The organism is Streptomyces carminius (genome assembly GCF_002794255.1).
Taxonomy (GTDB): domain Bacteria; phylum Actinomycetota; class Actinomycetes; order Streptomycetales; family Streptomycetaceae; genus Streptomyces; species Streptomyces carminius.
Genome location: NZ_PGGW01000014.1, coordinates 1 through 22145 on the forward strand (window position 1 = coordinate 1; position 22145 = coordinate 22145).

14 protein-coding genes are annotated in these 22145 nt (G+C 70.7%); 3 read left to right on the top strand and 11 right to left on the bottom strand.

Going from position 1 to position 22145, the window contains the following annotated elements; genetic code table 11:
• Positions 1-2: 2 nt before the first annotated feature.
• The 6 genes from trxB to CUT44_RS04590 form a co-directional block, all read right to left on the bottom strand.
• Positions 3-1004, bottom strand: coding sequence for a thioredoxin-disulfide reductase (gene trxB, locus CUT44_RS04565; protein WP_100200848.1), 1002 nt, complete (start codon positions 1002-1004; stop codon positions 3-5).
• A gap of 129 nt (positions 1005-1133) precedes the next feature.
• Entirely contained in the window at positions 1134-2093 is a 960-nt protein-coding gene (locus tag CUT44_RS04570; protein WP_100200849.1) for an anti-sigma factor, read from the bottom strand.
• The gene (sigM, locus tag CUT44_RS04575; protein ID WP_100200898.1) at positions 2090-2839 is read right to left on the bottom strand and encodes an RNA polymerase sigma factor SigM; all 750 of its coding nucleotides are present in this window, start codon (positions 2837-2839) and stop codon (positions 2090-2092) included. Before sigM ends, CUT44_RS04570 begins: the two co-directional genes overlap by 4 nt.
• 58 nt (positions 2840-2897) lie before the next feature.
• Positions 2898-4727 carry a protein kinase family protein gene (locus CUT44_RS04580; protein WP_100200850.1) on the bottom strand — a complete coding sequence of 610 codons (1830 nt, stop codon included), beginning with the start codon at positions 4725-4727 and terminating at the stop codon, positions 2898-2900.
• A 142-nt stretch (positions 4728-4869) separates the two neighbouring features.
• Entirely contained in the window at positions 4870-7254 is a 2385-nt protein-coding gene (gene murJ / locus CUT44_RS04585) for a murein biosynthesis integral membrane protein MurJ (RefSeq protein ID WP_100200851.1), read from the bottom strand.
• A 55-nt stretch (positions 7255-7309) separates the two neighbouring features.
• Complete coding sequence (locus CUT44_RS04590) at positions 7310-9769, bottom strand: DUF6049 family protein (RefSeq protein WP_233221228.1); 2460 nt, start codon at positions 9767-9769, stop codon at positions 7310-7312.
• A 224-nt stretch (positions 9770-9993) separates the two neighbouring features.
• Between CUT44_RS04590 and CUT44_RS04595 the strand changes: the two genes are divergently transcribed.
• Positions 9994-11478, top strand: coding sequence for a CCA tRNA nucleotidyltransferase (locus tag CUT44_RS04595; RefSeq protein ID WP_408646710.1), 1485 nt, complete (start codon positions 9994-9996; stop codon positions 11476-11478).
• Here the strand turns inward: CUT44_RS04595 and CUT44_RS04600 are convergent.
• The 3 genes from CUT44_RS04600 to CUT44_RS04610 all read right to left on the bottom strand — a co-directional run bounded on the left by CUT44_RS04600 (position 11450) and on the right by CUT44_RS04610 (position 17361).
• Positions 11450-12814: an MFS transporter gene (locus tag CUT44_RS04600; protein ID WP_100200852.1), complete on the bottom strand. Its 1365-nt coding sequence runs from the start codon at positions 12812-12814 to the stop codon at positions 11450-11452. The genes CUT44_RS04595 and CUT44_RS04600 overlap by 29 nt on opposite strands.
• A 204-nt stretch (positions 12815-13018) precedes the next feature.
• Entirely contained in the window at positions 13019-14569 is a 1551-nt protein-coding gene (locus CUT44_RS04605; RefSeq protein WP_100200853.1) for a glycosyltransferase family 87 protein, read from the bottom strand.
• A gap of 128 nt (positions 14570-14697) precedes the next feature.
• A complete protein-coding gene (locus tag CUT44_RS04610) occupies positions 14698-17361 on the bottom strand; it encodes a transglycosylase domain-containing protein (protein WP_233221229.1) in 2664 nt (887 codons plus the stop codon).
• A 453-nt stretch (positions 17362-17814) separates the two neighbouring features.
• On the opposite strand from CUT44_RS04610, the gene CUT44_RS04615 reads away from it, so the two are divergent.
• Positions 17815-18426, top strand: a complete 612-nt coding sequence (locus CUT44_RS04615; RefSeq protein WP_100200854.1) for a PadR family transcriptional regulator — start codon at positions 17815-17817, stop codon at positions 18424-18426.
• Between the two features lie 62 nt (positions 18427-18488).
• Positions 18489-19571: an inositol-3-phosphate synthase gene (locus CUT44_RS04620; protein WP_100200855.1), complete on the top strand. Its 1083-nt coding sequence runs from the start codon at positions 18489-18491 to the stop codon at positions 19569-19571.
• A gap of 223 nt (positions 19572-19794) precedes the next feature.
• On the opposite strand, the gene CUT44_RS04625 is transcribed toward CUT44_RS04620, so the two are convergent.
• The gene (locus CUT44_RS04625) at positions 19795-20826 is read right to left on the bottom strand and encodes an alanine racemase (protein WP_100200856.1); all 1032 of its coding nucleotides are present in this window, start codon (positions 20824-20826) and stop codon (positions 19795-19797) included.
• A 77-nt stretch (positions 20827-20903) separates the two neighbouring features.
• The gene (locus CUT44_RS04630; RefSeq protein ID WP_100200857.1) at positions 20904-22022 is read right to left on the bottom strand and encodes a lipid II:glycine glycyltransferase FemX; all 1119 of its coding nucleotides are present in this window, start codon (positions 22020-22022) and stop codon (positions 20904-20906) included.
• Positions 22023-22145 lie beyond the last annotated feature (123 nt).

A 22145-nucleotide genomic window follows, 5' to 3' on the forward strand; every position in this document is an offset into this window, starting at 1 on the left:
GTTCAGAGTGCGGCGGCTGCTGCTGCCTCGTCGGTCTTCTCCGGTTCGGCGACGTGCTTCTCGGGGGCGTCGACCAGGGCGGCGAGGTAGCGTTCGGCGTCCAGGGCGGCGGAGCAGCCGGTGCCGGCGGCGGTGATGGCCTGGCGGTAGGTGTGGTCGACGACATCCCCGGCGGCGAAGACTCCGGGGATGCTGGTGCGGGTGGAGGGCGCGTCCACCGTCAGGTAGCCCTCCTCGTCCAGGGTGAGCACGCCCTTGAACAGCTCGGTGCGCGGGTCGTGGCCGATGGCGACGAACAGTCCGGTGGCCGGCAGGTGGGAGGTGGCGCCGGTGACGGTGTCGCGCAGGGTCAGCCCCGACAGCTTGCCGCCGTCCTCGTGGAGCTCGGCGACCTCGCTGTTCCAGGCAAAGGTGATCTTCGGGTCGGCGAAGGCGCGCTCCTGCATCGCCTTGGAGGCCCGCAGGGTGTCACGGCGGTGGACGATGGTCACCTTCTCGGCGAACCGGGAGAGGAAGGTGGCCTCCTCCATGGCGGTGTCACCGCCGCCGACCACGGCGATGTGCTGGCCGCGGAAGAAGAAGCCGTCACAGGTGGCGCAGTAGGACACCCCGCGGCCGGACAGCTCGTCCTCTCTGGGCAGGCCGAGCCGACGGTGCTGGGAGCCGGTGGCGATGATGACCGTCCGGGCGCGGTGCACGGCACCGGCGGAGTCGGTGACCGACTTGACCTCGCTCTCCAGGTCGACCGCGGTGATGTCGTCGGCGATCAGCTCGGCTCCGAACCGCTCGGCCTGGGCGCGCATGTTGTCCATCAGGTCCGGGCCCATGATGCCGTCGCGGAAACCGGGGAAGTTCTCCACCTCGGTGGTGTTCATCAGTGCACCGCCCGCGGTCACCGAGCCTTCGAAGACCAGGGGCTTGAGCGAGGCACGTGCGGTGTAGAGCGCCGCGGTGTAGCCCGCCGGCCCGGAGCCAATGATGATCACGTTGCGGACGTCGCTCACGGAGTCTTCCTTGTCTGCCGATGGGTCTGCCGTTGGATGTCTGGGCGTGGCCCCAAAGAGGCTCACCCCACCCAACGAATCCTATGAGGCAGGCATTCCCACCCGGTGGCAGCGCCGCGGAGTGCCCTCTCAGCGCTCGTATGTGCGGACAGTGAGCACCGTGCCCGGGGAGGGCGGTGTACTCCCGACGCAGTCCGCGTCGACCACGTAGGCGTCCACCCGCGCACCGTCTGTCTCGTCCGGCAGGACCACGAGATACGTCTGCCGCTCTTCGTGGACGTACCTGTCGGCGGCCAGCGGCGCCTCAGCACGGCCGATGCCTTCTCTGACGCACATCGGTACCGTGACCGCTTCGCCGCGCAGGGGTGTGCTGGGATCGCTTTCGGCACTGAACTCGGAGGCGCCCTCCTTCTCGGCCCCTCTCCGCGCTCCCTGCTTCCTGGGCTCTCCACCGCCCTCCAGCAGCGATCGCACCCGCGCCTCCAGGCCGTCATCCGCCGGGGTGTTCTCGGAGCGGGCGGCAGCGTCCCCGGTGTCTCCGGCATCCGCCGCGGACTGCTCGCCGGCGGTGGTCGAGGACCCCGCGCCCAGCCCGGGAAGGAACAGCGCGGCGAAACCGAGGACGGCCACCGCGCCCGCGGTGGCGAGCAGCACCCTCCTGCGTCGGCGGAAAGGATGGTGAGCTTTTCTTCCTGGACCGGTCGTCCCGCGGGCGTGTCCGGCGGGGCGGGGCGGGGGGCTGGTTTCACGTGAAACACCCACCGGAACCCCAGCAGGAAGGACCGAGGAGGAAGAGGCCGCCTCCCGGCCTGCGGGAGTGGTGGCGTCCAGCAGGGCCTCCGCGGCGAGTGCGGCGTCGATACGGCCCGCGACATCGGACGGCATCCGGGCGGGCCCCGGCAGGGTGCCCAGAGCGTCACGGATCTCCTCCAGGGAAGTCCGCACATCCGTGCACAGTTCGCAGCCGGACAGATGGGCGCGCACATCGGCCGAGCGCTCCGGTGGAAGCAGTCCTTCGGTAAGAGCGGAAATCTCGTTGATCTCGGGGTGCCCGTCCGTGTCGAACGACGCGGAAGACGCGGTCGTCATGCGTGTTCACCTCCGCCCTTCACAGACCCGGTGCCCGGCTTTCCTCTTGCCGGTGGGACGGGTGCCCCTTGCGTCCGGTTCCTTCCCCCACTGCCTGCCGGGCTATCCCCCGGCGGTGCATCGGAGCGCAGGTGGTTGACCAGCGGCAGCAGCCGGGCACGGCCGCGGGCACAGCGGCTCTTGATGGTGCCGACGGCGACATCGAGGATGCGGGCGGCCTCGGCGACCGGATAGCCCTGCATGTCGACGAGGACGAGCGCGGCCCGCTGCTCGGGCGGCAGCCGGGAGAGCGCGGCGACGAGCTCACGGTGAAGATCCCTGCGCTCGGCGGGCATCGCTGCCGACTCGTGCGGTTCCAGGAGCTGTTCCAGCCGTTCGGGTTCGGCGACGGGCGAGGTGCGCCGGCCGGCGGCCCGCCGGGCGCGGTCCAGACAGGCGTTGACGGTGATGCGGTGCAGCCAGGTGGTGACGGCGGACCGGCCCTGGAAGGTGTGGGCGGCCCGGTAGGCGGAGACGAAGGCGTCCTGGACCGCGTCGGCGGCTTCCTCACGGTCCCCCAGAACGCGTAGGGCGACCGCCCACAGCCGGTCGCGGTGCCGGCGCACTATCTCACCGAAGGCATCCGGGTCACCCGCGACGTGACGGGCGAGGAGTTCATGGTCGCCGGGGACGGGGCCGGCACCGCGGCGGGCTGTTTCCCCGGCTGTCTCCCCAGCTGTCTCTCCGGCGGCGGTGCCGTCCGTCATCTCGTCGTCCACCCTCCGCCCCGTTCCAGAGAAACCGCTGTCGTACACCGGGGGCCGGTCAGCTGAGGACCTCCACCTCCGCGATGCGGCCGCGGTAGTTGCCCTCCTGGGTCAGGGGCAGATCGGTGAGCCACAGCAGGATGTACTGCGTCCTGATGGGCTTCTCGGCCCTCAGCTCCACCTTGCTGCCGGAGTCGCTGCTGACCTTGCTGAAGTCACCCGGGGAGGTGGGCATGTCCGTGGTGTTCCTCGGAGCGGCCAGGAAGTCGACGGAGGTGTCTCCCACGAAGTCGATCCTGACGCTGCTGACCTGCTGCTGCTTGCCGAGGTCGATGATGAGCCCGACCCCGTTCTTGAGATTGCCGAACTTCGCGTTGGCGTAGTGCGAGGTCTGCCAGTAGGTGTCCGGGTCGCCGTCGACGGCGGCGGGAACCCGGTCACTGTTCTCCGTGCCGTCGCTGCCGAGCGGATCGAAGTCCTTGACGAGGGAGATCTCGACGGGCTTGCCCGTGGGCTCGGTCTGCGGCGCCTTCTGCTGTGCGATCGGGCTCCGCCCGGGAGCCGACGGCGAGGAGTCGCCCTTCATCAGGGCGTCGGCGAGCTGCCAGCTCCCCAGTCCCAGCGCGGCGATGAGAAGCGCGGAGACGCTCCACTTCAGGGCCTTGCCGGTACGGCCGGGCAGCGCGGGAGGCGCGGGAGGTACGGCCGCCGCGGGCGGTCCGCCCGCGGCGAGAGGAGGCCGTGCGGCGGGAGCGCCGTAGCTCCCCTGGGGCCGGACGGGACGCTGGTACGGCGGTGGTACGGCGAAGTCGGGCTCCGGAGGACGGATGCGCGGCAGCGCGGCGACGGCCTTGGTCAGTTCCTCCGGTGTGGCACAGGGCTGCTCCTGACGGGAGGCGGTGGCGCCGTCGTTGACCAGCGCACGCATGGCCAGCTCGGAGAGCCCTCGGTGCACCCCGGCGCGCACCTGGTCCGGAGGGACCAGGGAGTCGCCGGTCAGCTCGGCCATGCCGCTGAGCCCATAGGCGTCCTCGCGGTACGGCCAGCGCCGGGTGAGGGAGGCGTAGAGCAGCGCGCCGATCGCCTCGGTGTCGGTGCGCTGGGGATGGTCGGAGGCGATGCCGCGCAGCGCGGCGTTCACGGCGAGACCGCGGATGCGGTACTGGCCGGCGGCGGTGCGCAGGACGCAGCCGGGGGTCAGGCGCAGATGGGACAGCCCTTCGCGGTGGGCGGCGGCCATGGCCTGGGCGATCTGGCTGACGAGCTGGTACGCCTCATGGGTGGGCAGCGGACCGGAGGCGAGGAGGGTGGCGAGGGAGGTGGCGTCCGGGAGCCACTCGTGGACGACGTAGACGAGGCTGTTCTCCTCGACCGCGTCCAGGACCTGCACGAAGCGGGGGTCGCCGAGGAGGGCCGCGGAGCGGGCCGCGGCGAGGACGGGGCGAGCGCGCGGATGGTCGGATGCCAGCAGATGGACGCCGACGGCGCGGCGCAGTTTCTCGTCGACGGCACGCCAGCTGCTGAAGCCGTCCAGGCGGGTGATGCACTCCTCCAGGCGGTAGCGCCGGGCGAGCTTGTGACCACTGTGCAGTTCGGGCGGCTGGGGTGGCTGGGCCGGCTGGGCTGCTCTGGAGGGCGGGGGTGCCGTCGGCACCGGTTCGGTGGGCTCCTCGGTGGGCTCCTCGGTGGGTTCTTCGGCGGGCTGTGTTCCGGAGCCCTCGGTATCCGCGGTCCGGACACCGTCCGCCGCGTCGCAGTCATCGCTGTCCTGGGCCTTTGCACCGTCGGCCGTGGCCTTCTCCGCCTCGTCGGCGGGCGGTTTCTGCTCGTCGCCCGGTCCGCCGCTGTTGTCGGCCACGTCGACGGCAGCCGTGCTCCGTTCCGCCACCGTCGCTCCTGCCTCCCCATCCGTTGCAGCCTGTTGTCAACACAGCCAGAGGTAATTGTGCCCACAGACCGCCGCTATGCACGACACACGGGGGTGGCCAATGGTTGTGCGGCGGTCGCCGGGCGGTCGTTCACGCCGGCCGTCAGCGGCCCAGCCTGGCGCGCACCATACCCACCATGGCGTTCAGCTCCGCCACCCGCATACGTTTGGCGGCCAGTACGAACACCGCGGCCAGCACCGGGCCGCCGACGACCAGGGCCACGGCACCGCCGGTGAACCCGGTACCGAGCGCCCGCAGGAGGGCGTAGGCGACCCCGCCGCCGATGAGGGCGGCCGGGATGCCGGCGCCGCAGAGCCGGGCGTAGGTGCGGACGATCCGGGGGCCGTCCAGGTCGCCACCGAGCCGCCGGCTCAGCCGCTTCCAGGCGACACCGACACCGACCGTGTAGGCGAGGCCGTACGCGCCGGCCATACCGACGACCGCCCAGCGGCTGGGCAGCAGCAGGAAGCACAGCACGGCGCCTGCGGCGTTGCAGGCGGCAACGATGACCGTGTTGTAGAAGGGGGTGCGGGTGTCCTCGTAGGCGTAGAACCCGCGGAGGACGACGTACTGCACGGAGTAGGGGATCAGGCCCAGACCGAAGGCCATCAGGGTGTAGCCCATCGAGATGGCCGCGTCGACGGTTGCCGAGGAGTACATCAGCAGGCACATCGGCACACCGAGGGCCACGAAGGCGAAGGCGACGGGGACGATGGCGACGGCCGAGGTGCGCAGTCCGTGCGAGATGTCGTCGCGGACGGCGCCCGGGTCGCCGTCGTGGGCGGCTCGGGAGATCCTCGGCAGCAGCGCGGCCATCACCGAGACGGTGATGATGGCCTGCGGCATCTGCCAGATCAGCTGGGCGTTGCTGTAGGCCAGGATGCCGGAGCCGGGGTGGCCGTCGCCTGCGGCGGCCTCACCGGCCCAGGTGGCGAGCTGGGTGACGACCAGTACGCCCGCCTGGTTGGCCAGCACGAACAGGAACGTCCACTTGGCGAGGCGGGCGGCCTTGCCCAGCCCGTGGCCGCGCCAGTCGAAGCGCAGCCGGACGCGGAAGCCGGAGGCGCGCAGATACGGGATCATCGCCAGTGACTGGACGACCAGGCCCAGCAGGGTGCCGACGCCGAGCAGCCGGACGCCCTCCGGCGGAATCGTCTCCACGGCCATCCCGGAGGTGCGGGCCGTGCCGTAGACCCAGATGAACAGGCCGAAGGTGGTGATGATGACGATGTTGTTCAGGACCGGGGTCCACATCATCGCGCCGAAGCGGCCGCGGGCGTTGAGGATCTGGCCCATCACGACATGGACGCCCATGAAGAAGATGGTCGGCAGGCAGTAGCGGGCGAAGGTGACCGCCACGTTGTTGGTCTCGGGGTCGCCGGCGATGGACACCGACATCAGCCGTACCAGCAGCGGTGCGCCGAGCACGGTGAGCGCGACCAGTGCGCCGAGTACCACCGTGACCAGGGTGAGGAGGCGGTTGGCGTAGGCCTCGCCACCGTCGGCGTCGTTCTTCATGGCGCGCACGAGCTGCGGCACGAAGACGGAGTTCAGACCGCCGCCGATGGAGAGGATGTAGATCATCGTCGGCAGCGTGTAGGCCACGGTGTAGGCGTCGCCGAGGACGGCGGCGCCGAGCGCGGCGGTGATCACCAGGGTGCGCAGGAAGCCCGTGAGCCGGGAGACCATGGTGCCCGCGGCCATGATGGCGCTGGACTTGAGGATGCCGCCGCCGCGGCGGGCGGATCCGCCCGCGGGAGCGGGAACCGGGGCTGTGGCGCCCTCCGGCTCCGGGGTCGCCTGCGGCTGGGGCGGGGGCTGGGGGGCGGAGCCGGGGAACGGCGGCTGCTGTCCCGGCCCCGCGGGCTGTGCTGCGGGCCCACCGGCCGCGCCAGGCCCGTACGGCGGTCTCGGGGGAGCCGGGGCGCCGTACGGCGCGCTCCGAGGGCTCTCCTGGCGGTTCAGGGGCTCGTACGCCTCCGGTGGCTCCTGAGGGCCCTGCTGAGGGTACGGGGCGGGCCGGGGGGGCGGGGCCTGCCGGGCGGCGTACGGATCCGGTGCCCCGTGCGGCTGCTCGTACGTGCCGTGGGGGTCCGGCTGCCGCGGGGGCGACGCGGGCTGCTGCTGGTCGCGGAAGAGGTGGGCGAAGGCGTCGTCGCGCGCCCGCCCGCCGTCCTCGCCCGGTGCCCGGCTGAGGATGTCGTCCACGCCGGTGAAGCGCACGGTCGTCGGATCGTCGCCGTAGGGCAGCCGCCGGGAGGGGCCTTCCGGCTCAGGTGGGGGTGTCGGGGCCCAGTGCTGCGGATCGGGGGCATGACGGGCCGGCGGCGGCTGTCGGTAGAGGTGCTCGGCGCCGGGGGGGTGGGGGTCCTGGGCGTACGGATCCCGGCCGTACGGATCCCGGCCGTACGGATCCTGTCCGTCCGGGACGGCCGGATCCCCGTCGCCCGGCGTTTCGCCGTGGTCACGGTCGTACGGCGCGTTCATCGCTGCAACCCCACCTCATCGTTCACGGCCACTCCCGGCCGTCCCGACAGCTCGCTCAACGGTCCACCTTCTCACCCACACCGGTCGGGCCGCGCCGTCCGGGCCCGGCGTCCGCGGCCCGGTCACCCGCCTGCTCCTGTCCGGCATCCTTCCCGGTGCCGTCCGCGGGCCTGTCACCGGTACCCCCGTCGGGGCCCGTCTCCTCTTCCTCGGGCTCCTCGGGCTCCTCGGGCTCGCCGGAGGCGGCCGGCGGTGCCAACGGGGCGTCCGGGTCCGGCCGGTCGCCGGCGCGTTTGCGCTGGGTGTACATCCGTACCCCGGCCAGGACCACCAGGAGGACACCACCGGAGATCACCAGCATCACCGCGGAGGTGATCTCGGTGACCTCCACCTGGAACCTCATCGGGTCGCCCCAGCGCTCGCCGTCCGCGGTGTAGAGCTGGGCCTCCACCCAGGTGCGTCCGTTGGCCTTGGCTGTGGTGGGGACCTTCACGGACTGGCTGTGCCCGCCCGCCACCGTCACCGGCTGTGCCTCACCGACGTCCAGGCCGATCCGGCGGCCGGAGACCAGCCGGAGCTCCAGCCCTTCCACCCCCTGGAGGAGGTTGTTCTGCACGGTCACCGGGATGGTGGCGCTGCGGCCGGACAGCTTCATGTCCGACTTCTCGACCAGCCGGACCTCTCCCATCAGCCCCCGCAGATAGTCGTGCGCCGAGGCGCGGTAGCGTGCCGCGGTCTCGGGAGCGCCGCGCCAGGAGACGGACATCGAGCGGTGCAGCGCGTTGCTGAAGGGGGTCCGCACCCGCTCGGGCTGGGACAGGATGCTCTGGAAGTCGTCGAGGTCGTTCCGGATGGCGCGGATCTGCTGGAAGGCCTGAGTGGGGATCTCGTGCTTGCGCAGTTCGGCGGGGTATGCGCGCCCGCCGGGCACCTTGCGCCTGGCCGCCGGGTCCGGCTTGGCGCTCGCGGCCTCGGTCAGACCGGTGAACTCCGCCCAGCGGCCGTCGAGCCGGAGTGCCCGGACGGCTTTGGCCATCGCCTGGGCCTGACTGGCGGTGGGTGTCCGCTGCGGGGCCACCACGATGCTGCGCTGCCGGTCCGGCAGCTGGGCGTTGATCGCCTGGGTGTGGGCCAGGAACTGCTGTACGGCGTCCACCGTGTTCTCCGCCCGGGTCAGATCGCCCCGGAAGAGTTTCGACAGCCGGGAGTCCGCGACGATCGCCGTGGTGCCGCCGCCGATGGGCCGGGCGGCGGTGGGGGTGTGGTTCAGACCGTCGGGTTCGCGCAGGCTGTCGCTGCGGGTGATGACGTTGCGGGCGCCGGCCGAGGTGGCCACGGAGACGATCGAGGGATCGATGGCGCCCTCCACCGGCCAGGCGAAGTCGGTGCTGGGTTCGACGGGCAGCACCGTCTCCACGGTGAGTCGGCCCAGCTCGGTGGCCGGCCCGAGATGGCTGAGGACGCCGGCGACGTTCTTGCCGCGGTGGGCGATGGAGGCCAGATCGGGGTCGCCGAAGGGCAGGGCGACGACCTCTTCGCCCTCCACCGCCCGGGTGAGATCGGCCAGCCACTGGCGGGCGTGGTTCCGTCCCTTGCCGGGGACCGTCTCGCCGTTCTCGCCCAGCACCTTGTACGGCTTGGTGGCCATCGCCTCGACCGAGGCCAGCAGATCCGGGTCGACCACCCAGGTGACCGGCAGGTCCGATCCGAGGGCGACCAACTGCTGGAGCCGCCCGCCGGGCGCTATCTCGGCGGCGAGTTCGTCGTCCCGCAGGATCGGGGTCTGATCCCGGCGGCCGGACTCGGTGAGAGCGGTGACATGGGAGGAGGAGATCAGCGGCCACAGGAAGGCCAGCTGTGTCGCGGTGTCGGGCGCGGAGGGCTGCCAGGGCAGGAAGGTGCGGTCGATGCCCAGCACATGGTCGTACGGTTCGTCGCGCGTCCGGCCCGACAGCGACACCCCGAGCTGGTACACCCCGGCCTCGTCGAGCGACAGCTCCTCGACCGGCACGCTGAGGGTGAAGGAACGGTCGGTGCCCGCCGGGATGTCGCCGATCTCCGCGCTGCCCTCGCCGTCGAGCTCGGCTCCGTCGACACCGGGAACGGAGCCGGTGCGCGAGGCGGCCTCGCTGATCGCGCTGCGTGCGGACAGCCGGGCACCGGGGCGCAGCGCGACCCGGGCATCGGTGACGGCCGTCCGGCTCCTGTTGCTGACCCGGCCGGAGACGGTCACCGTACCGCCCTTCTCCGGGACCGAGGGGGTGAGCCGGTTGATGGAGACCGAGGTCTTCTCCGCTTCGTCGGCCGCGGGGGCGGCGGGGGCGGCGGGGCGCACGGCCTGCGCGGCGGGCCGCACGGTGGTGTCCGCGGCGGTGGCCGGAAGGGTCTGGACGACCCCGGCCAGTACCGGTACGGCGGTCAGGACGGCCACCCAGCGTCCCGTTCGGCGGCGCCGGGCAGGAGCGGTGGGGGTCGTCCCTGGGGTCTTAGCCGCCTCGGCCACGTACTCGTCCATCCTGTCTGCGGTCGTTCGGGTGCCGGACCTGCCGCTTGCGGCCGCTGGTCTGACGCACCCAGATGCTAACGATCCCAGGCCTCCCCGAGTGCCGCGGAGCCGTCCGGGTGCCGGACCGGCCCGGCACCCGGACGGCTCCGCGGCACTCGGGGAGGACGACGGGTGACGGCCGGGCGGTGATCGGGGAGGAGCGGAGGGAGGAGGGCAACGTACCCTGTTCTGCTGTGCCGAACGCCAACACTGACAGCCATCCCCAGCAGCCCGCTCCCGGCCTCTCCCGGGGAGCCCCCTCGGCGGAGCTGGGGGAGGTGCAGCGCAGAGCCGTGAGCGAGCTGCTACGGGTCTCCCCCGTCGCGGACGACCTCGCCCACCGCTTCCAGGATGCCGGGTTCACCCTGGCCCTGGTGGGCGGGTCCGTACGCGACGCGCTGCTGGGCAGGCTCGGCAATGACCTGGACTTCACCACCGATGCCCGGCCGCAGGACATTCTCGCCCTGGTCAGGCCGTGGGCGGACGCGGTATGGGAGGTGGGTATCGCCTTCGGCACGGTGGGCTGCCGCAAGGACGACTACCAGATCGAGGTGACGACATACCGGTCGGAGGCGTACGACCGCACCTCGCGCAAACCCGAGGTCGCCTACGGCGACTCCATCGAGGAGGATCTCGTACGCCGTGACTTCACCGTCAACGCCATGGCGGTCGTGCTGCCCGGGAAGACCTTCGTCGACCCGCATGACGGTCTGGGGGACCTGGCGCGCCGGGTACTGCGCACTCCGGGCACTCCTGAGGAGTCCTTCTCCGACGATCCGCTGCGGATGATGCGCGCCGCCCGCTTCGCCGCCCAGCTCGGCTTCGAGCCGGCGGGCGAGGTGGTCGCCGCGATGACGGCCATGGCCGACCGAATCGGGATCGTCTCGGCGGAGCGGGTGCGCGACGAGCTGAACAAGCTGGTGCTGGCCGACCACCCCCGCCGGGGACTGGAGCTGCTGGTGGACACCGGCCTCGCCGACCGGGTGCTGCCCGAACTGCCCGCCCTGCGGCTGGAGCGTGACGAGCACCACCGGCACAAGGACGTCTACCAGCACACTCTGACCGTGCTGGAGCAGGCCATCGACCTGGAGGACGACGGCCCGGACCTCACTCTGCGGCTGGCCGCCCTCCTCCACGACATCGGCAAGCCGAGGACACGGCGTTTCGAGAAGGACGGGCGGGTCTCCTTCCACCACCATGAGGTGGTCGGCGCCAAGATGACCAGGTCGCGGATGACCAAGCTCAAGTATCCGGGTGAGATGATCAAGGACGTCTCCCGCCTGGTGGAGCTCCATCTGCGCTTCCATGGCTACGGCACCGGTGAGTGGACCGACTCGGCGGTGCGGCGCTACGTCCGTGACGCGGGCCCCCTGCTGGAGCGGCTGCACAAACTCACCCGTTCGGACTGCACCACCCGCAACAAGCGCAAGGCGAACGCCTTGGCACGCGCGTACGACAGCCTGGAGAAGCGGATCGCGCGGCTGAAGGAGCAGGAGGAGCTCGACGCCATCCGGCCGGACCTCGACGGCAACGAGATCATGGAGATCCTGGGGCTGCGCCCCGGTCCCGAGGTGGGTGAGGCATACCGCCATCTGCTGGAGCTGCGGCTGGAACACGGCCCGCTGGGGCGGGACGCGGCGGCCGATGCCCTCAGGCAGTGGTGGGCCGCTCGGACGTGACGGTGCCGCTGACGTCGTCCTGGTGGTCGTCGCTCGGTTTCACGTGAAACATGGCGGCGGCCACCATCGCGTACAGCACCGTCACCAACGCCACCAGGGCGGTCGACCGGCCGTCCGGAGGGAGCATCAGGGCGGCCACTCCCGCCGCACCGACGAAAGCGGTGTTGAAGAGCATGTCGTACAGCGAGAACACCCGCCCCCGATAGGCGTCGTCCACCGAGGACTGCACGATCGTGTCCGTGGCGATCTTGGCTCCCTGGGTGACCAGGCCCACGGAGAAGGCGGCTGCCAGGACCGGCAGGGGGTCGAAGGGCGGGATGAGCGAGGGGACCAGCAGTGCCGCCCCTGTCGCACACACCGTGATCCAGCCGAACCGCCCGGTCCGCCTCACGGCCCAGGGGGTGACGACGGCCGCCGTGAAGAACCCCACACCCGAGACGACCACGGCCAGGCCGAGCAGCGTCATGCCGCCCAGGGCACCGCTTCCGCCACCGGACGTGCCGTTGCCGTCCACACCGCTGTCGCCGTCCCAGGCGTAGCGGCACAACATCAGCACCATCACCGTCAGTGCGCCGTAGCAGAAGCGCAGCACGGCCATCGACGCGAGGGCCTGCGCGGCCCTGCGCCGCCGGGCCAGATGGCGCAGCCCGGCGGCCAGCCCGCGTGCCGTGTCGGCGACGGCCTCGGCCAGCCGGGGCCGCTCCCCGGACGGATCAGGGCCGAGCAGCCCGCGGCTCATCCGCAGCGTGGCCAGCGCCGCCAGCAGGTAGATCCCGGCGCCCAGGGCCACCACCACCGCGTCCGCGGCCGCTCCCGCCGGCGCGGGGATCCGTACGGCGAAGGCGAGACCGCCGCCCGCGGTGGCGGCCAGGGTGCCGGCGGTGGGTGACAGGGAATTCGCGATCACCAGCCGTTCACCGTCCACCACCCGCGGCAGCGCGGCCGAGAGCCCGGCGAGAACGAAGCGGTTGACGGCCGTGACCGACAGTGCGGCCAGGTAGAACAGCCACAACGGCACCGAGGCCAGCACCAGGGCGGCGGTGGTCAGCGCCAGTACGGCGCGCAGCAGGTTTCCGTGGAGCAGTACCTGCCGCCGCTGCCAGCGGTCGAGCAGTACACCGGCGAACGGGCCGAGCAGTGAATACGGCAGCAGCAGGACGGCCATCGCGGAGGCGATGGCCGCGGGGGAGGTCTGCTGCTCGGGGGAGAAGACCACATAAGAGGCGAGCGCGACCTGAAAGACGCCGTCGGCCGACTGGGACAGCAGGCGTACGGCCAGCAGCCGGCGGAAACCGGGGAAGCGCAGCAGCACCCGCAGATCACGCACAACAGCCATGCGCTCAGCCTCACACATCCGGAGGCGCCGTATGCGGAACCCCCCTCCCCGAAGGCCGGAGTACGGCCGGACGCGGTCGGACAGGTGCTTGGGCAGGTGCCCGTGCAGGCACTCGGAAAAAGGCTGGGGCAGTGGCGCTCGGCGAAACGCGACGTGTCACGGAGGAGGGTGTTTCACGTGAAACACCGTTTCACGTGAAACAGGTCAGTTCGTACGAGGGCGCGGGTCCCGTCCTGGCGAGGTCTCCTGACCGGCGGGAGCGGGAGTCTCCTGGTAGGGGTCTCGCCAGGGGTCTCCGTAAGCCCCGCCATGCGTTTCGCCGTGGAGTGCCCTCGGAGCGCTTCGGCCGGCACCGAGGACGAAGGCGTCGGGCGCGTGGTCGAGCACACCTCCCGAGGGGTCGTCGGAGCCGTCCCGCCGGACCACGTCGTGTCCGGGCGCGAGGATGTCCCGTACGACCACGGCACACAGATACAGCGTGCCCAGCAGGTGGATCACGATGGCGAGCTGGTAGCCCTCGGTGGGCAGACCGTGCTGGTTGTCGTCACTGCCGGTATAGGCGAGGTAGTACCAGATACCGAGGTAGTACATGACCTCGCAGGCCTGCCAGATCAGGAAGTCGCGCCAGCGCGGCCGGGCCAGCGCCGCCAGCGGAATGAGCCACAGCACGTACTGCGGCGAGTAGACCTTGTTGGTCACGATGAACAGAGCGACGACCAGAAAGGCGAGCTGGGCGTACCGCGGACGCCGGGGCGCGCTCAGGGTGAGCGCGCACAGCGCCGCGCATCCCAGCAGCATCAGGACGACGGCATAGGTGTTGGCGCCGTCCAGCGGGTCACCGGTGCGCTGCGAGATGATCAGCCAGAACGAACCGAAGTCGACTCCCCGCTCCTGGCTGAAGGTGTAGAACTTCCCCCAGCCCTCCGACGCCGGCAGCATGACGGGCAGGTTCACCGCCAGCCAGGCGGCCACGGCCCCGCCCAGCGCCACGCCGAAGGCCCGCCACCGGCCCGCCCGCCAGCACAGCAGCAGCAGCGGTCCCAGCAGCAGGAACGGGTAGAACTTGGCGGCGGTCGCGAGTCCGAGCAGCACCCCGGAGGCCAGCGGGCGGCTCCGCGACCACATCAGCATCGATGCGGCGGTCAGGGCCACGGCCAGCAGGTCCCAGTTGATGGTCGCGGTCAGCGCCAGGGCCGGAGCCAGGGCCACCAGCAGCGCGTCCCAGGGGCGGCGCCGGTGGGTACGGGCCACGCACACCGCCAGGACGGCGGCGCACGCCATCAGCATCCCGGCATTGACCATCCAGTAGATCTGCTGCCGGTACATCATCTCGCCGGCGTGCGGGGTGAGCCAGGAGGCTGCCTCCATGAACACCCCGGTCAGCACCGGGTACTCCAGATACTCCATCCCGCCGGAGATGTCCTGCGGGATACGGTCGAAGTACGGGGTGAGATCAGCGGCGAAACCGCGTCCGGTGTAGAGGTGCGGGATGTCGGAGTAGCAGGCGTGCACGTACTGGCTGGTGGCCCCGCGGAACCAGCCGCCGTCGTAGCAGGGCAGCTTCTGCACCATGCCGAGTGCGAACATCCCCACCGCCACCAGCAGGACCACCCGTACCGGTGTCCACCGGGACCGGCCGGTCAGCGCCCGCCTGCCGACCGGTCCGCCGATCAGCTCGCTGCCCGCGGCGGCGACCTCGTCCTGCTCGGTGGGCCGTACCGGTGCCGGTGGGGGGTCATGGCGCGCGATGGTCATGTGGGCCATCCTGCCGTATGACGGGGCCGGGCCCGCGGCCCCGCGGAACGACGGGTTTCCGCCTTCCGCGGGCCACGGGCCCGGTTCCCGGTTACGGGAGGTGCGGCCGGTCTCCCGGCCGGCGACGGTCAGCCGCCGTTGTCGTCGCCCCAGTTTCCGCCTGGGAAGCCGCCGTTGCCGCCGCCATTGGCGTTCCCGTTGGTGTCGCCGGTGCCTTCCGTGCTGCCCTCGGTCTCGCCGCCGGTGCCTTCCGTGCTGCCCTCGGTCTCGCCGCCGGTGCCTTCCGTGCCGCCCTCGGTCCCGCCGGTGTCCTCACAGAAGAAGTCACCGGGCCGGCAGCTCTCCTCGCCGCCGGGGGGCGGCGTCGTCATCGGAGGCCGGGAGGTCTCCGGCTGCTTGCTGGGCTCCTTCTCCTTCTCCTCCTCCGACTCGGTCTCGGATGGAGTGGACTCGGGCTCCTCGCTCTGGGACGGCGTCGAGGACGGTACGCCGGACTGGTCGACCTTCTTCCCGACCGGCTTGGCCTTGGGGAAGTTCTTCTTGGGTTCGCCCTTGTGGGCGTCTTTCATGTACGCCGTCCACACCTCGGTGGGCAGCTTGCCACCGTTGATGGAGTCGAAGCCACCGGCGCCCTTCATCGAGAGCAGCGTGCCCTGGTCCGGGTCCGTGCGGAACATCGTGACCGCGGTGGAGAGCTGCGGGGTGTACCCCACCCACCAGGCGGACTTGTTCTCGTCGGTGGTACCGGTCTTGCCTGCCGCGGGACGGCCCAGGGCACGGGCGTCCTTACCGGTGCCGTGGCCCTTCTCGATGACACCGCGCAGCACGTCGGTGACGTTGTTGGCGATGTTGGCGTCGATCGAGGTCTCCTTGGCGGGCTTCTCGAAGCCCGGCTGCTCCTCGCCGTTGTGCTGCACCTTCGTCACCGAGTAGGTGTCGACCTTGGTACCGGAGGCGGAGAAGGTCGCGTAGGAGTTGGCCATCTCGATGGCACCGGGGGTGGAGGTGCCCAGGGCGAAGGACGGGTTGAGGTTGGGGTCGAAGCTGTCCTCCTCGATACCCGCGGCCGTCGCCGTGGCCTTCACCTTGTCCATGCCGACGTCCATGCCGAGCTGGACGAACGGGGTGTTGGCCGAGACCTCCATGGCCCGGCGCAGCGTGACGTAGCCGTGGTCCTCGTCGGCGTTGTTGACCTGGTAGAAGGGGTTGCCCTCCTTGTCCAGGTAGTCGGTGCCGTCCTGCTTCTTGATCTTGAGTTTGTTGTCGCCGTTGTATTCGCTGCTCGGCGAGACGCCCACGCCGTCGCTCTTGTACGTGCCGTGCTCCATGGCCGCGGCCAGTACGAACGGCTTCCAGACGGAGCCGACCGGGACACCGAGGGTGTTCGCGTTGTTGGTGAAGTGCCCCTTGTCGAAGCCCGGGCCGCCGTAGAGCGCGACGATCTTCCCGGTGCCCGGCTCCACCGAAGCGGCACCGAACTGGACGAACTTGTCCGTGTCCGGGCGCTTCTCGGCGTCGATGTACTCCTTCTCGACCTTGCTGACCGACTTGACCATCGCGGCGGTCTTCTTCTTGTCGAAGGTCGTGTGGACCTGGTAGCCGCCCTTGTCGAACGTCGGCTTGTCGATGCCCAGGGTCTTCTTCACCTCGGCTGCGGCGATGTCCACCAGATAGCCGGTCTGGCCGGTCAGCCCGGCCTGCGCCTTGCGGGGCGCGGGGTCGGGGAACTCGGTGTACTTGTCCCGCTCGGTCTGGCTCATCAGCCCCACCTCGACCTGGCGGTCGAGGATCCACTCCCAGCGCTCCACGGCCCGCTCGCGGTTCTCCTTGGGGCTGGACTTCGGCCCCACCCCGCCGGCCGGGTCGTACAGGTCGGCGCCCTTGAGCACCGTGGCGAGCAGGGCGCTCTCCGCCGGGTCGAGCTCGGCGGCGTCCTTCTCGAAGTACGCCTGGGCGGCGGCCTGGATGCCGTAGGCGTTCCGCCCGTAGTAGCTGGTGTTGAGGTAGCCCTGGAGGATGTCCGGCTTCTCCATCTCGGTGTTGACCTTGATGGAGATGAACAGTTCCTTCGCCTTGCGGGTGATGGTCTGGTCCTGGGACAGGTAGTTGTTCTTCACGAACTGCTGGGTGATGGTCGAACCGCTCTGGGTGCTGCCACCCGTGGCCATGTTGATCACCGCGCGGCCGATGCCCACCACGTCGAAGCCGGGGTCGTCCCAGAAGGTGGCGTTCTCCGCGGCGATGACCGCGTTCTGCATCGACTGCGGGATGTCCCCGATCTCGACGTTCTGCCGGTTGGTGTCACCGACCCGGGCCATCACCGTGCCGTCGGACCAGTAGTAGACGTTGTTCTGCTGGGCCGCCGCGGCGTTCGCCTCGCTGGGGACCTCCACCATGTACAGCGCCAGGCCCACCAGTCCGACGAGCATGCCCAGGAAGGCCACGGAGAGCCCGCTGACCAGTTTCCAGGAGGGCATCCAGCGCCGCCAGCCGTGTTTGCCCGCCCGTGGATAGTCGACGATGCGCTTCCGGCCCGGTGGGGCGGACCGTGCCCGGCCCCCCCGGCCGGTGTCGGCCCCGGTGGAGCCGTGCGCGGTCCGGCGTCTTCCTCCGGCGGCGCGCTGCGTCGTCCGGCGGGCCTCGGCCCGGCCGCCCTGGGGACGGTCCGGGGACATGTCGTGGGAGCTGGGGGCGGCGCCGCCGTGCGGCGACGCGGCGCGCCGTCCGCCGGACGGCGGCTGCGCGGCACGCCGGCCACGTGACTGGGACGGTTTGCGACGGTGCTCACTCATTGGAACAACTACTCCTCGGGCAGGCGCTCACGCCTGAAGGCGGCAGTGTACTTCCGGTCCCCCGACGTGCGGCCCGCCCACGTTCCCAGAACTGGCCGCACTGCACCCGGGACGAGGACGCGTTCAAGCACTGGTTGGTTCCCGGTGACGTTCTGCACAGCGGACAGACTACGCAGCTCCAAAACCCTCCAATGCCGTTATTCGGTGGAAAGAGGACGGGCGAGCTGCTCCGAAACGGCGATGTGAGACCGCTCACTCTCTCCTCACCCGTCCCCCTCTTGTCGCGAACATCCCGGCGTTCTATCGTCTGCACTATCGCTACGATGTATCGACTCGATACATCGGCGAGAGATAAGCTGAGAGACGACGGGAGACCCGCGCACCGGCCCGCCCGCCGGTGGGCGGAACGACGCGCGAGCCGAAGCGGCAGGAAGCGGCAAGGGGGTGACGGCGATGGGGAGACGTTCGGGCATCCTGGAGTTCGCCGTCCTCGGGCTGCTCCGCGAGTCCCCGATGCACGGTTACGAGCTGCGCAAACGGCTCAACACCTCGTTGGGGGTCTTCCGCGCCTTCAGCTACGGCTCCCTCTACCCCTGTCTGAAGACGCTGGTCCAGCGGGGATGGTTGGCCGAGGAGCCCGGTGAGGCGTCCGAGGAGTCCCTCGCGGCACTCGCCGGCCGCAGAGCAAAGATCGTCTACCGGCTGACGGCCGAGGGCAAGGAGCACTTCGAGGAGCTCCTCGCCCAGACCGGACCGGACACCTGGGAGGACGAGCACTTCGGCGTCCGCTTCGCCTTCTTCGGCCAGACCTCGCGGGACGTACGGATGCGGGTGCTGGAAGGCCGCCGCAGCCGCCTGGAGGAACGCCTGGCCAGGATGCGTGCCTCCCTGGCCCGTACGGGCGAGCGCCTGGACGACTACACCCTCGAACTCCAGCGACATGGCATGGAGTCCGTGGAGCGCGAGGTCCGCTGGCTCAACGAACTCATCGAGAGCGAGCGGGTGGGGCGCGATCAGCACCGGGGGGACACCCCGCCCGATCCGTCCGACGACACCACCAAGTGAGGGTCCGCAGCGCCGCGGGTCCTCGTCGAGAATCACTGAGAAAACACAGGGAGCAACCGCCAATGGGTTCGGTTCGCGTAGCCATCGTCGGCGTGGGCAACTGCGCCGCCTCGCTGGTGCAGGGCGTCGAGTACTACAAGGACGCCGACCCGAAGAGCCGCGTGCCGGGTCTGATGCACGTGCAGTTCGGTGACTACCACGTCTCGGACATCGAGTTCGTGGCCGCGTTCGACGTGGACGCCAAGAAGGTCGGCCTGGACCTGGCCGACGCCATCGGTGCCAGCGAGAACAACACCATCAAGATCTGCGACGTGCCCAGGACCGGGATCACCGTCCAGCGCGGTCACACCCTGGACGGGCTGGGCAAGTACTACCGCGAGACGATCGAGGAGTCCGCCGAGGAGCCGGTCGACATCGTCCAGATCCTCCGCGAGCGCCAGGTCGACGTCCTGGTCTGCTACCTGCCGGTGGGGTCCGAGGACGCCGCGAAGTTCTACGCGCAGTGCGCCATCGACGCCAAGGTGGCCTTCGTCAACGCCCTGCCGGTCTTCATCGCCGGCACCAAGGAGTGGGCGGACAAGTTCACCGAGGCCGGTGTCCCGATCGTCGGTGACGACATCAAGTCCCAGGTGGGCGCCACCATCACGCACCGCGTGATGGCCAAGCTCTTCGAGGACCGCGGTGTCGTCCTGGACCGCACGATGCAGCTCAACGTCGGCGGCAACATGGACTTCAAGAACATGCTGGAGCGCGACCGCCTGGAGTCCAAGAAGATCTCCAAGACCCAGGCCGTCACCTCCCAGATCCCCGACCGCGACCTGGGCGCGGACAACGTCCACATCGGCCCGTCGGACTACGTGGCCTGGCTGGACGACCGCAAGTGGGCCTACGTCCGGCTGGAGGGCCGTGCCTTCGGCGACGTCCCGCTGAGCCTGGAGTACAAGCTGGAGGTCTGGGACTCCCCCAACTCCGCCGGTGTCATCATCGACGCCCTGCGCGCCGCGAAGATCGCCAAGGACCGCGGTGTGGGCGGCCCGGTGCTCTCCGCCTCCTCGTACTTCATGAAGTCCCCGCCGGTCCAGTACTTCGACGACCAGGCCCGGGAGAACGTGGAGAAGTTCATCCGCGGCGAGGTCGACCACTGACGGCAGCGCGGACCACTGACGGAACGCGGGACACGGCCGCCGGACACCGGCGGCACGCGGCGCCGCGTGCCGTACGGCCGGGGCGGTCGCACCACGGCCGTGGGTGACCGCCGGTGAACGGCGAGGGGCCCGGACATCGTGTCCGGGCCCCTCGCCGTGTCGTGCGCCGTACGGGCGCGCGGCGGGGCGCGTACGGGACGCGTACGGGATGGGTACGGACGGCTCAGTGCTCGACCAGCCGGTCGTACAGCGTCGTGGTGTGCCGCAGGGTCGCCGGCAGCTCGTCGCCGACCTGCGGCTCCGCAGCCTCCTCCGGCACGAACAGGATCGACACCTGCATGTGCGGCGGCTCCGCGAACCAGCGCTGCTTGCCGTCCCACAGGAACGGCGACAGATGGCGGTTGACCGTCGCCAGCCCGGCCCGCGCCACCCCCTTGGCCCGCGGTGTCACCCCGTGCAGGTTCCTCGGGGCCTCCAGGCCCACCCCGTGCGAGGTGCCGCCCGCCACCACCACCAGCCAGCCGTCCCCCGGCGTCTTCTGCTGGCGGTAGCCGAACCGGTCGCCCCGGACCACCCGCGTCACGTCCAGCACCGAGCCCCGGTACTGGGTCGCCCCGTGGTCCCCCAGCCACAGCCGCGTCCCGATCCGGGCCCGGAACCGGGTCTGGGGGAACTGCAGCCGCAGCCGCTCGAACTCCTCCGGCCTCAGATGGCTGACGTACATCGTCTCCAGCGGCAGCCGGGCGGCCCGCAGCCGGTCCATCCAGCCGATGACCTCGTCCACCGCGTCGGTGCCGTCGGTGCGGTCCAGCGGCAGGTGGATCGCGAAGCCCTCCAGCCGGACGTCGTCGATCGCGGCGCGCAGCTTGCCGAGATCCTCCGCCAGCACCCCGTGCCGCTTCATCGAGCTCATCACCTCGATGACGACCCGCGCCCCCACCAGCGCGTTCACCCCGTCCACCGAGGAGACCGTGCGGATCGCCCGGCTCGGCAGCGGCACCGGTTCCTCACCGCGCCGGAAGGGGGTCAGCACCAGCAGGTCACCGCTGAAGAAGTCCTTCATGCGGGCGGCCTCGTAGGTCGTGCCCACCGCGATGACGTCCGAGTCGAACCGGATGACCTCCTCGGCCAGCCGCTCGTGGCCGAAGCCGTACCCGTTGCCCTTGCAGACCGGCACCAGGCCCGGGAACTGCTGCAGCACCGTCCGCTGGTGCGCCCGCCAGCGTTCGGTGTCGACGTAGAGGGAGAGCGCCATGGACGTAGGGAACCTTTCTCGTCGGCCCGGCGTGCCCTCCCGGAGGGGGCCCGCCGGACACACGGGGGAGTCGGGCGTCAGCGGCGCGACATGTAGATGTCGAGCGCCTTGTGCAGCAGCTTATTGAGCGGAAAGTCCCACTCGCCGAGATACTCCGCGGCCTGCCCGCCGGTGCCCACCTTGAACTGGATCAGACCGAAGAGGTGGTCGCTGTCGTCCAGCGAGTCGCTGATGCCGCGCAGGTCGTACACGCTCGCCCCGAGCGCGTAGGCGTCCTGGAGCATCCGCCACTGCATGGCGTTCGACGGGCGGACCTCCCGCTTGTGGTTCGCCGACGCGCCGTAGGAGTACCACACGTGCCCGCCCACGATCAGCATGGTGGCCGCGGCCACCGCCTCGCCCTCGTGCATGGCGAAGTACAGGCGCATCCGGTTGGGGTCCTCGGCGTTCAGCGCCTTCCACATCCGCTCGAAGTACGCCAGCGGGCGGGGCCGGAACCGGTCGCGCTCGGCGGTGACCTCGTACAGCCGCTGCCAGGCGGGCAGATCGTCGTAGCCGCCCTGGACGACGTCGACGCCCGCCTTCTCGGCCTTCTTGATGTTGCGCCGCCACAACTGGTTGAAGCCCTTGTGCACCTCGTCGAGCGTCCGGCCCTCCAGCGGCACCTGGAAGACGTAGCGCGGCTGTACGTCGCCGAAGCCGGCGCCGCCGTCCTCGCCCTGCTGCCAGCCCATGCGGCGCAGCCGGTCGGAGACCTCGAAGGCGCGCGGCTCGATGTGGGTGGCCTCCACGTCCCGCAGCCGTTTGACGTCCGGGTTCTGGATGCCCGACTTGACCGCGGCGGCGTCCCAGCGCCGGATCACCACCGGCGGGCCCATCTTCACCGAGAACGCGCCCTTGGCCTTCAGATGCGCCAGCATCGGGCGCAGCCACTCCTCCAGGTTCGGCGCGAACCAGTTGATCACCGGCCCCTCGGGCAGATAGGCCAGATAGCGTTTGACCTTGGGCAACTGCCGGTACAGCACCAGGCCGGCCCCGACCAGCTCACCGTTCGCGTCGAACCAGCCGAGGTTCTCCGAGCCCCACTCGGCCTTCACGTCCGCCCACGCCGGGACCTGCATGTGGCTGGCCGAGGGCAGGCTCCGGATATACGCCAGGTGCTGCTCACGACTGATCGTCCTCAGGGTCAGGCTCATACGGGGCGCTCCTCCGGCGTACTTCGCAGGGTCTGGCGCGAAGCCTACTGCGGCCGGAAGGACCCCCGCTGCGGTCCGGCGGACGCGGGCCGGAGGCCGGAAGGACGCCTTCCGCCCGCCCGG

Excerpts from the sequence above, each read along its gene's own strand:
- CUT44_RS04625 (WP_100200856.1), bottom strand. The coding sequence starts at position 20,826 with ATGGCGCTCTCCCTCTACGTCGACACCGAACGCTGGCGGGCGCACCAG.
- CUT44_RS04570 (WP_100200849.1), bottom strand. The coding sequence starts at position 2,093 with ATGACGACCGCGTCTTCCGCGTCGTTCGACACGGACGGGCACCCCGAG.
- sigM (WP_100200898.1), bottom strand. The coding sequence starts at position 2,839 with ATGACGGACGGCACCGCCGCCGGAGAGACAGCTGGGGAGACAGCCGGG.
- CUT44_RS04600 (WP_100200852.1), bottom strand. The coding sequence starts at position 12,814 with ATGGCTGTTGTGCGTGATCTGCGGGTGCTGCTGCGCTTCCCCGGTTTC.
- CUT44_RS04630 (WP_100200857.1), bottom strand. The coding sequence starts at position 22,022 with ATGAGCCTGACCCTGAGGACGATCAGTCGTGAGCAGCACCTGGCGTAT.
- CUT44_RS04615 (WP_100200854.1), top strand. The coding sequence starts at position 17,815 with ATGGGGAGACGTTCGGGCATCCTGGAGTTCGCCGTCCTCGGGCTGCTC.
- murJ (WP_100200851.1), bottom strand. The coding sequence starts at position 7,254 with ATGAACGCGCCGTACGACCGTGACCACGGCGAAACGCCGGGCGACGGG.
- CUT44_RS04605 (WP_100200853.1), bottom strand. The coding sequence starts at position 14,569 with ATGACCATCGCGCGCCATGACCCCCCACCGGCACCGGTACGGCCCACC.
- CUT44_RS04590 (WP_233221228.1), bottom strand. The coding sequence starts at position 9,769 with ATGGACGAGTACGTGGCCGAGGCGGCTAAGACCCCAGGGACGACCCCC.
- CUT44_RS04610 (WP_233221229.1), bottom strand. The coding sequence starts at position 17,361 with ATGAGTGAGCACCGTCGCAAACCGTCCCAGTCACGTGGCCGGCGTGCC.
- CUT44_RS04620 (WP_100200855.1), top strand. The coding sequence starts at position 18,489 with ATGGGTTCGGTTCGCGTAGCCATCGTCGGCGTGGGCAACTGCGCCGCC.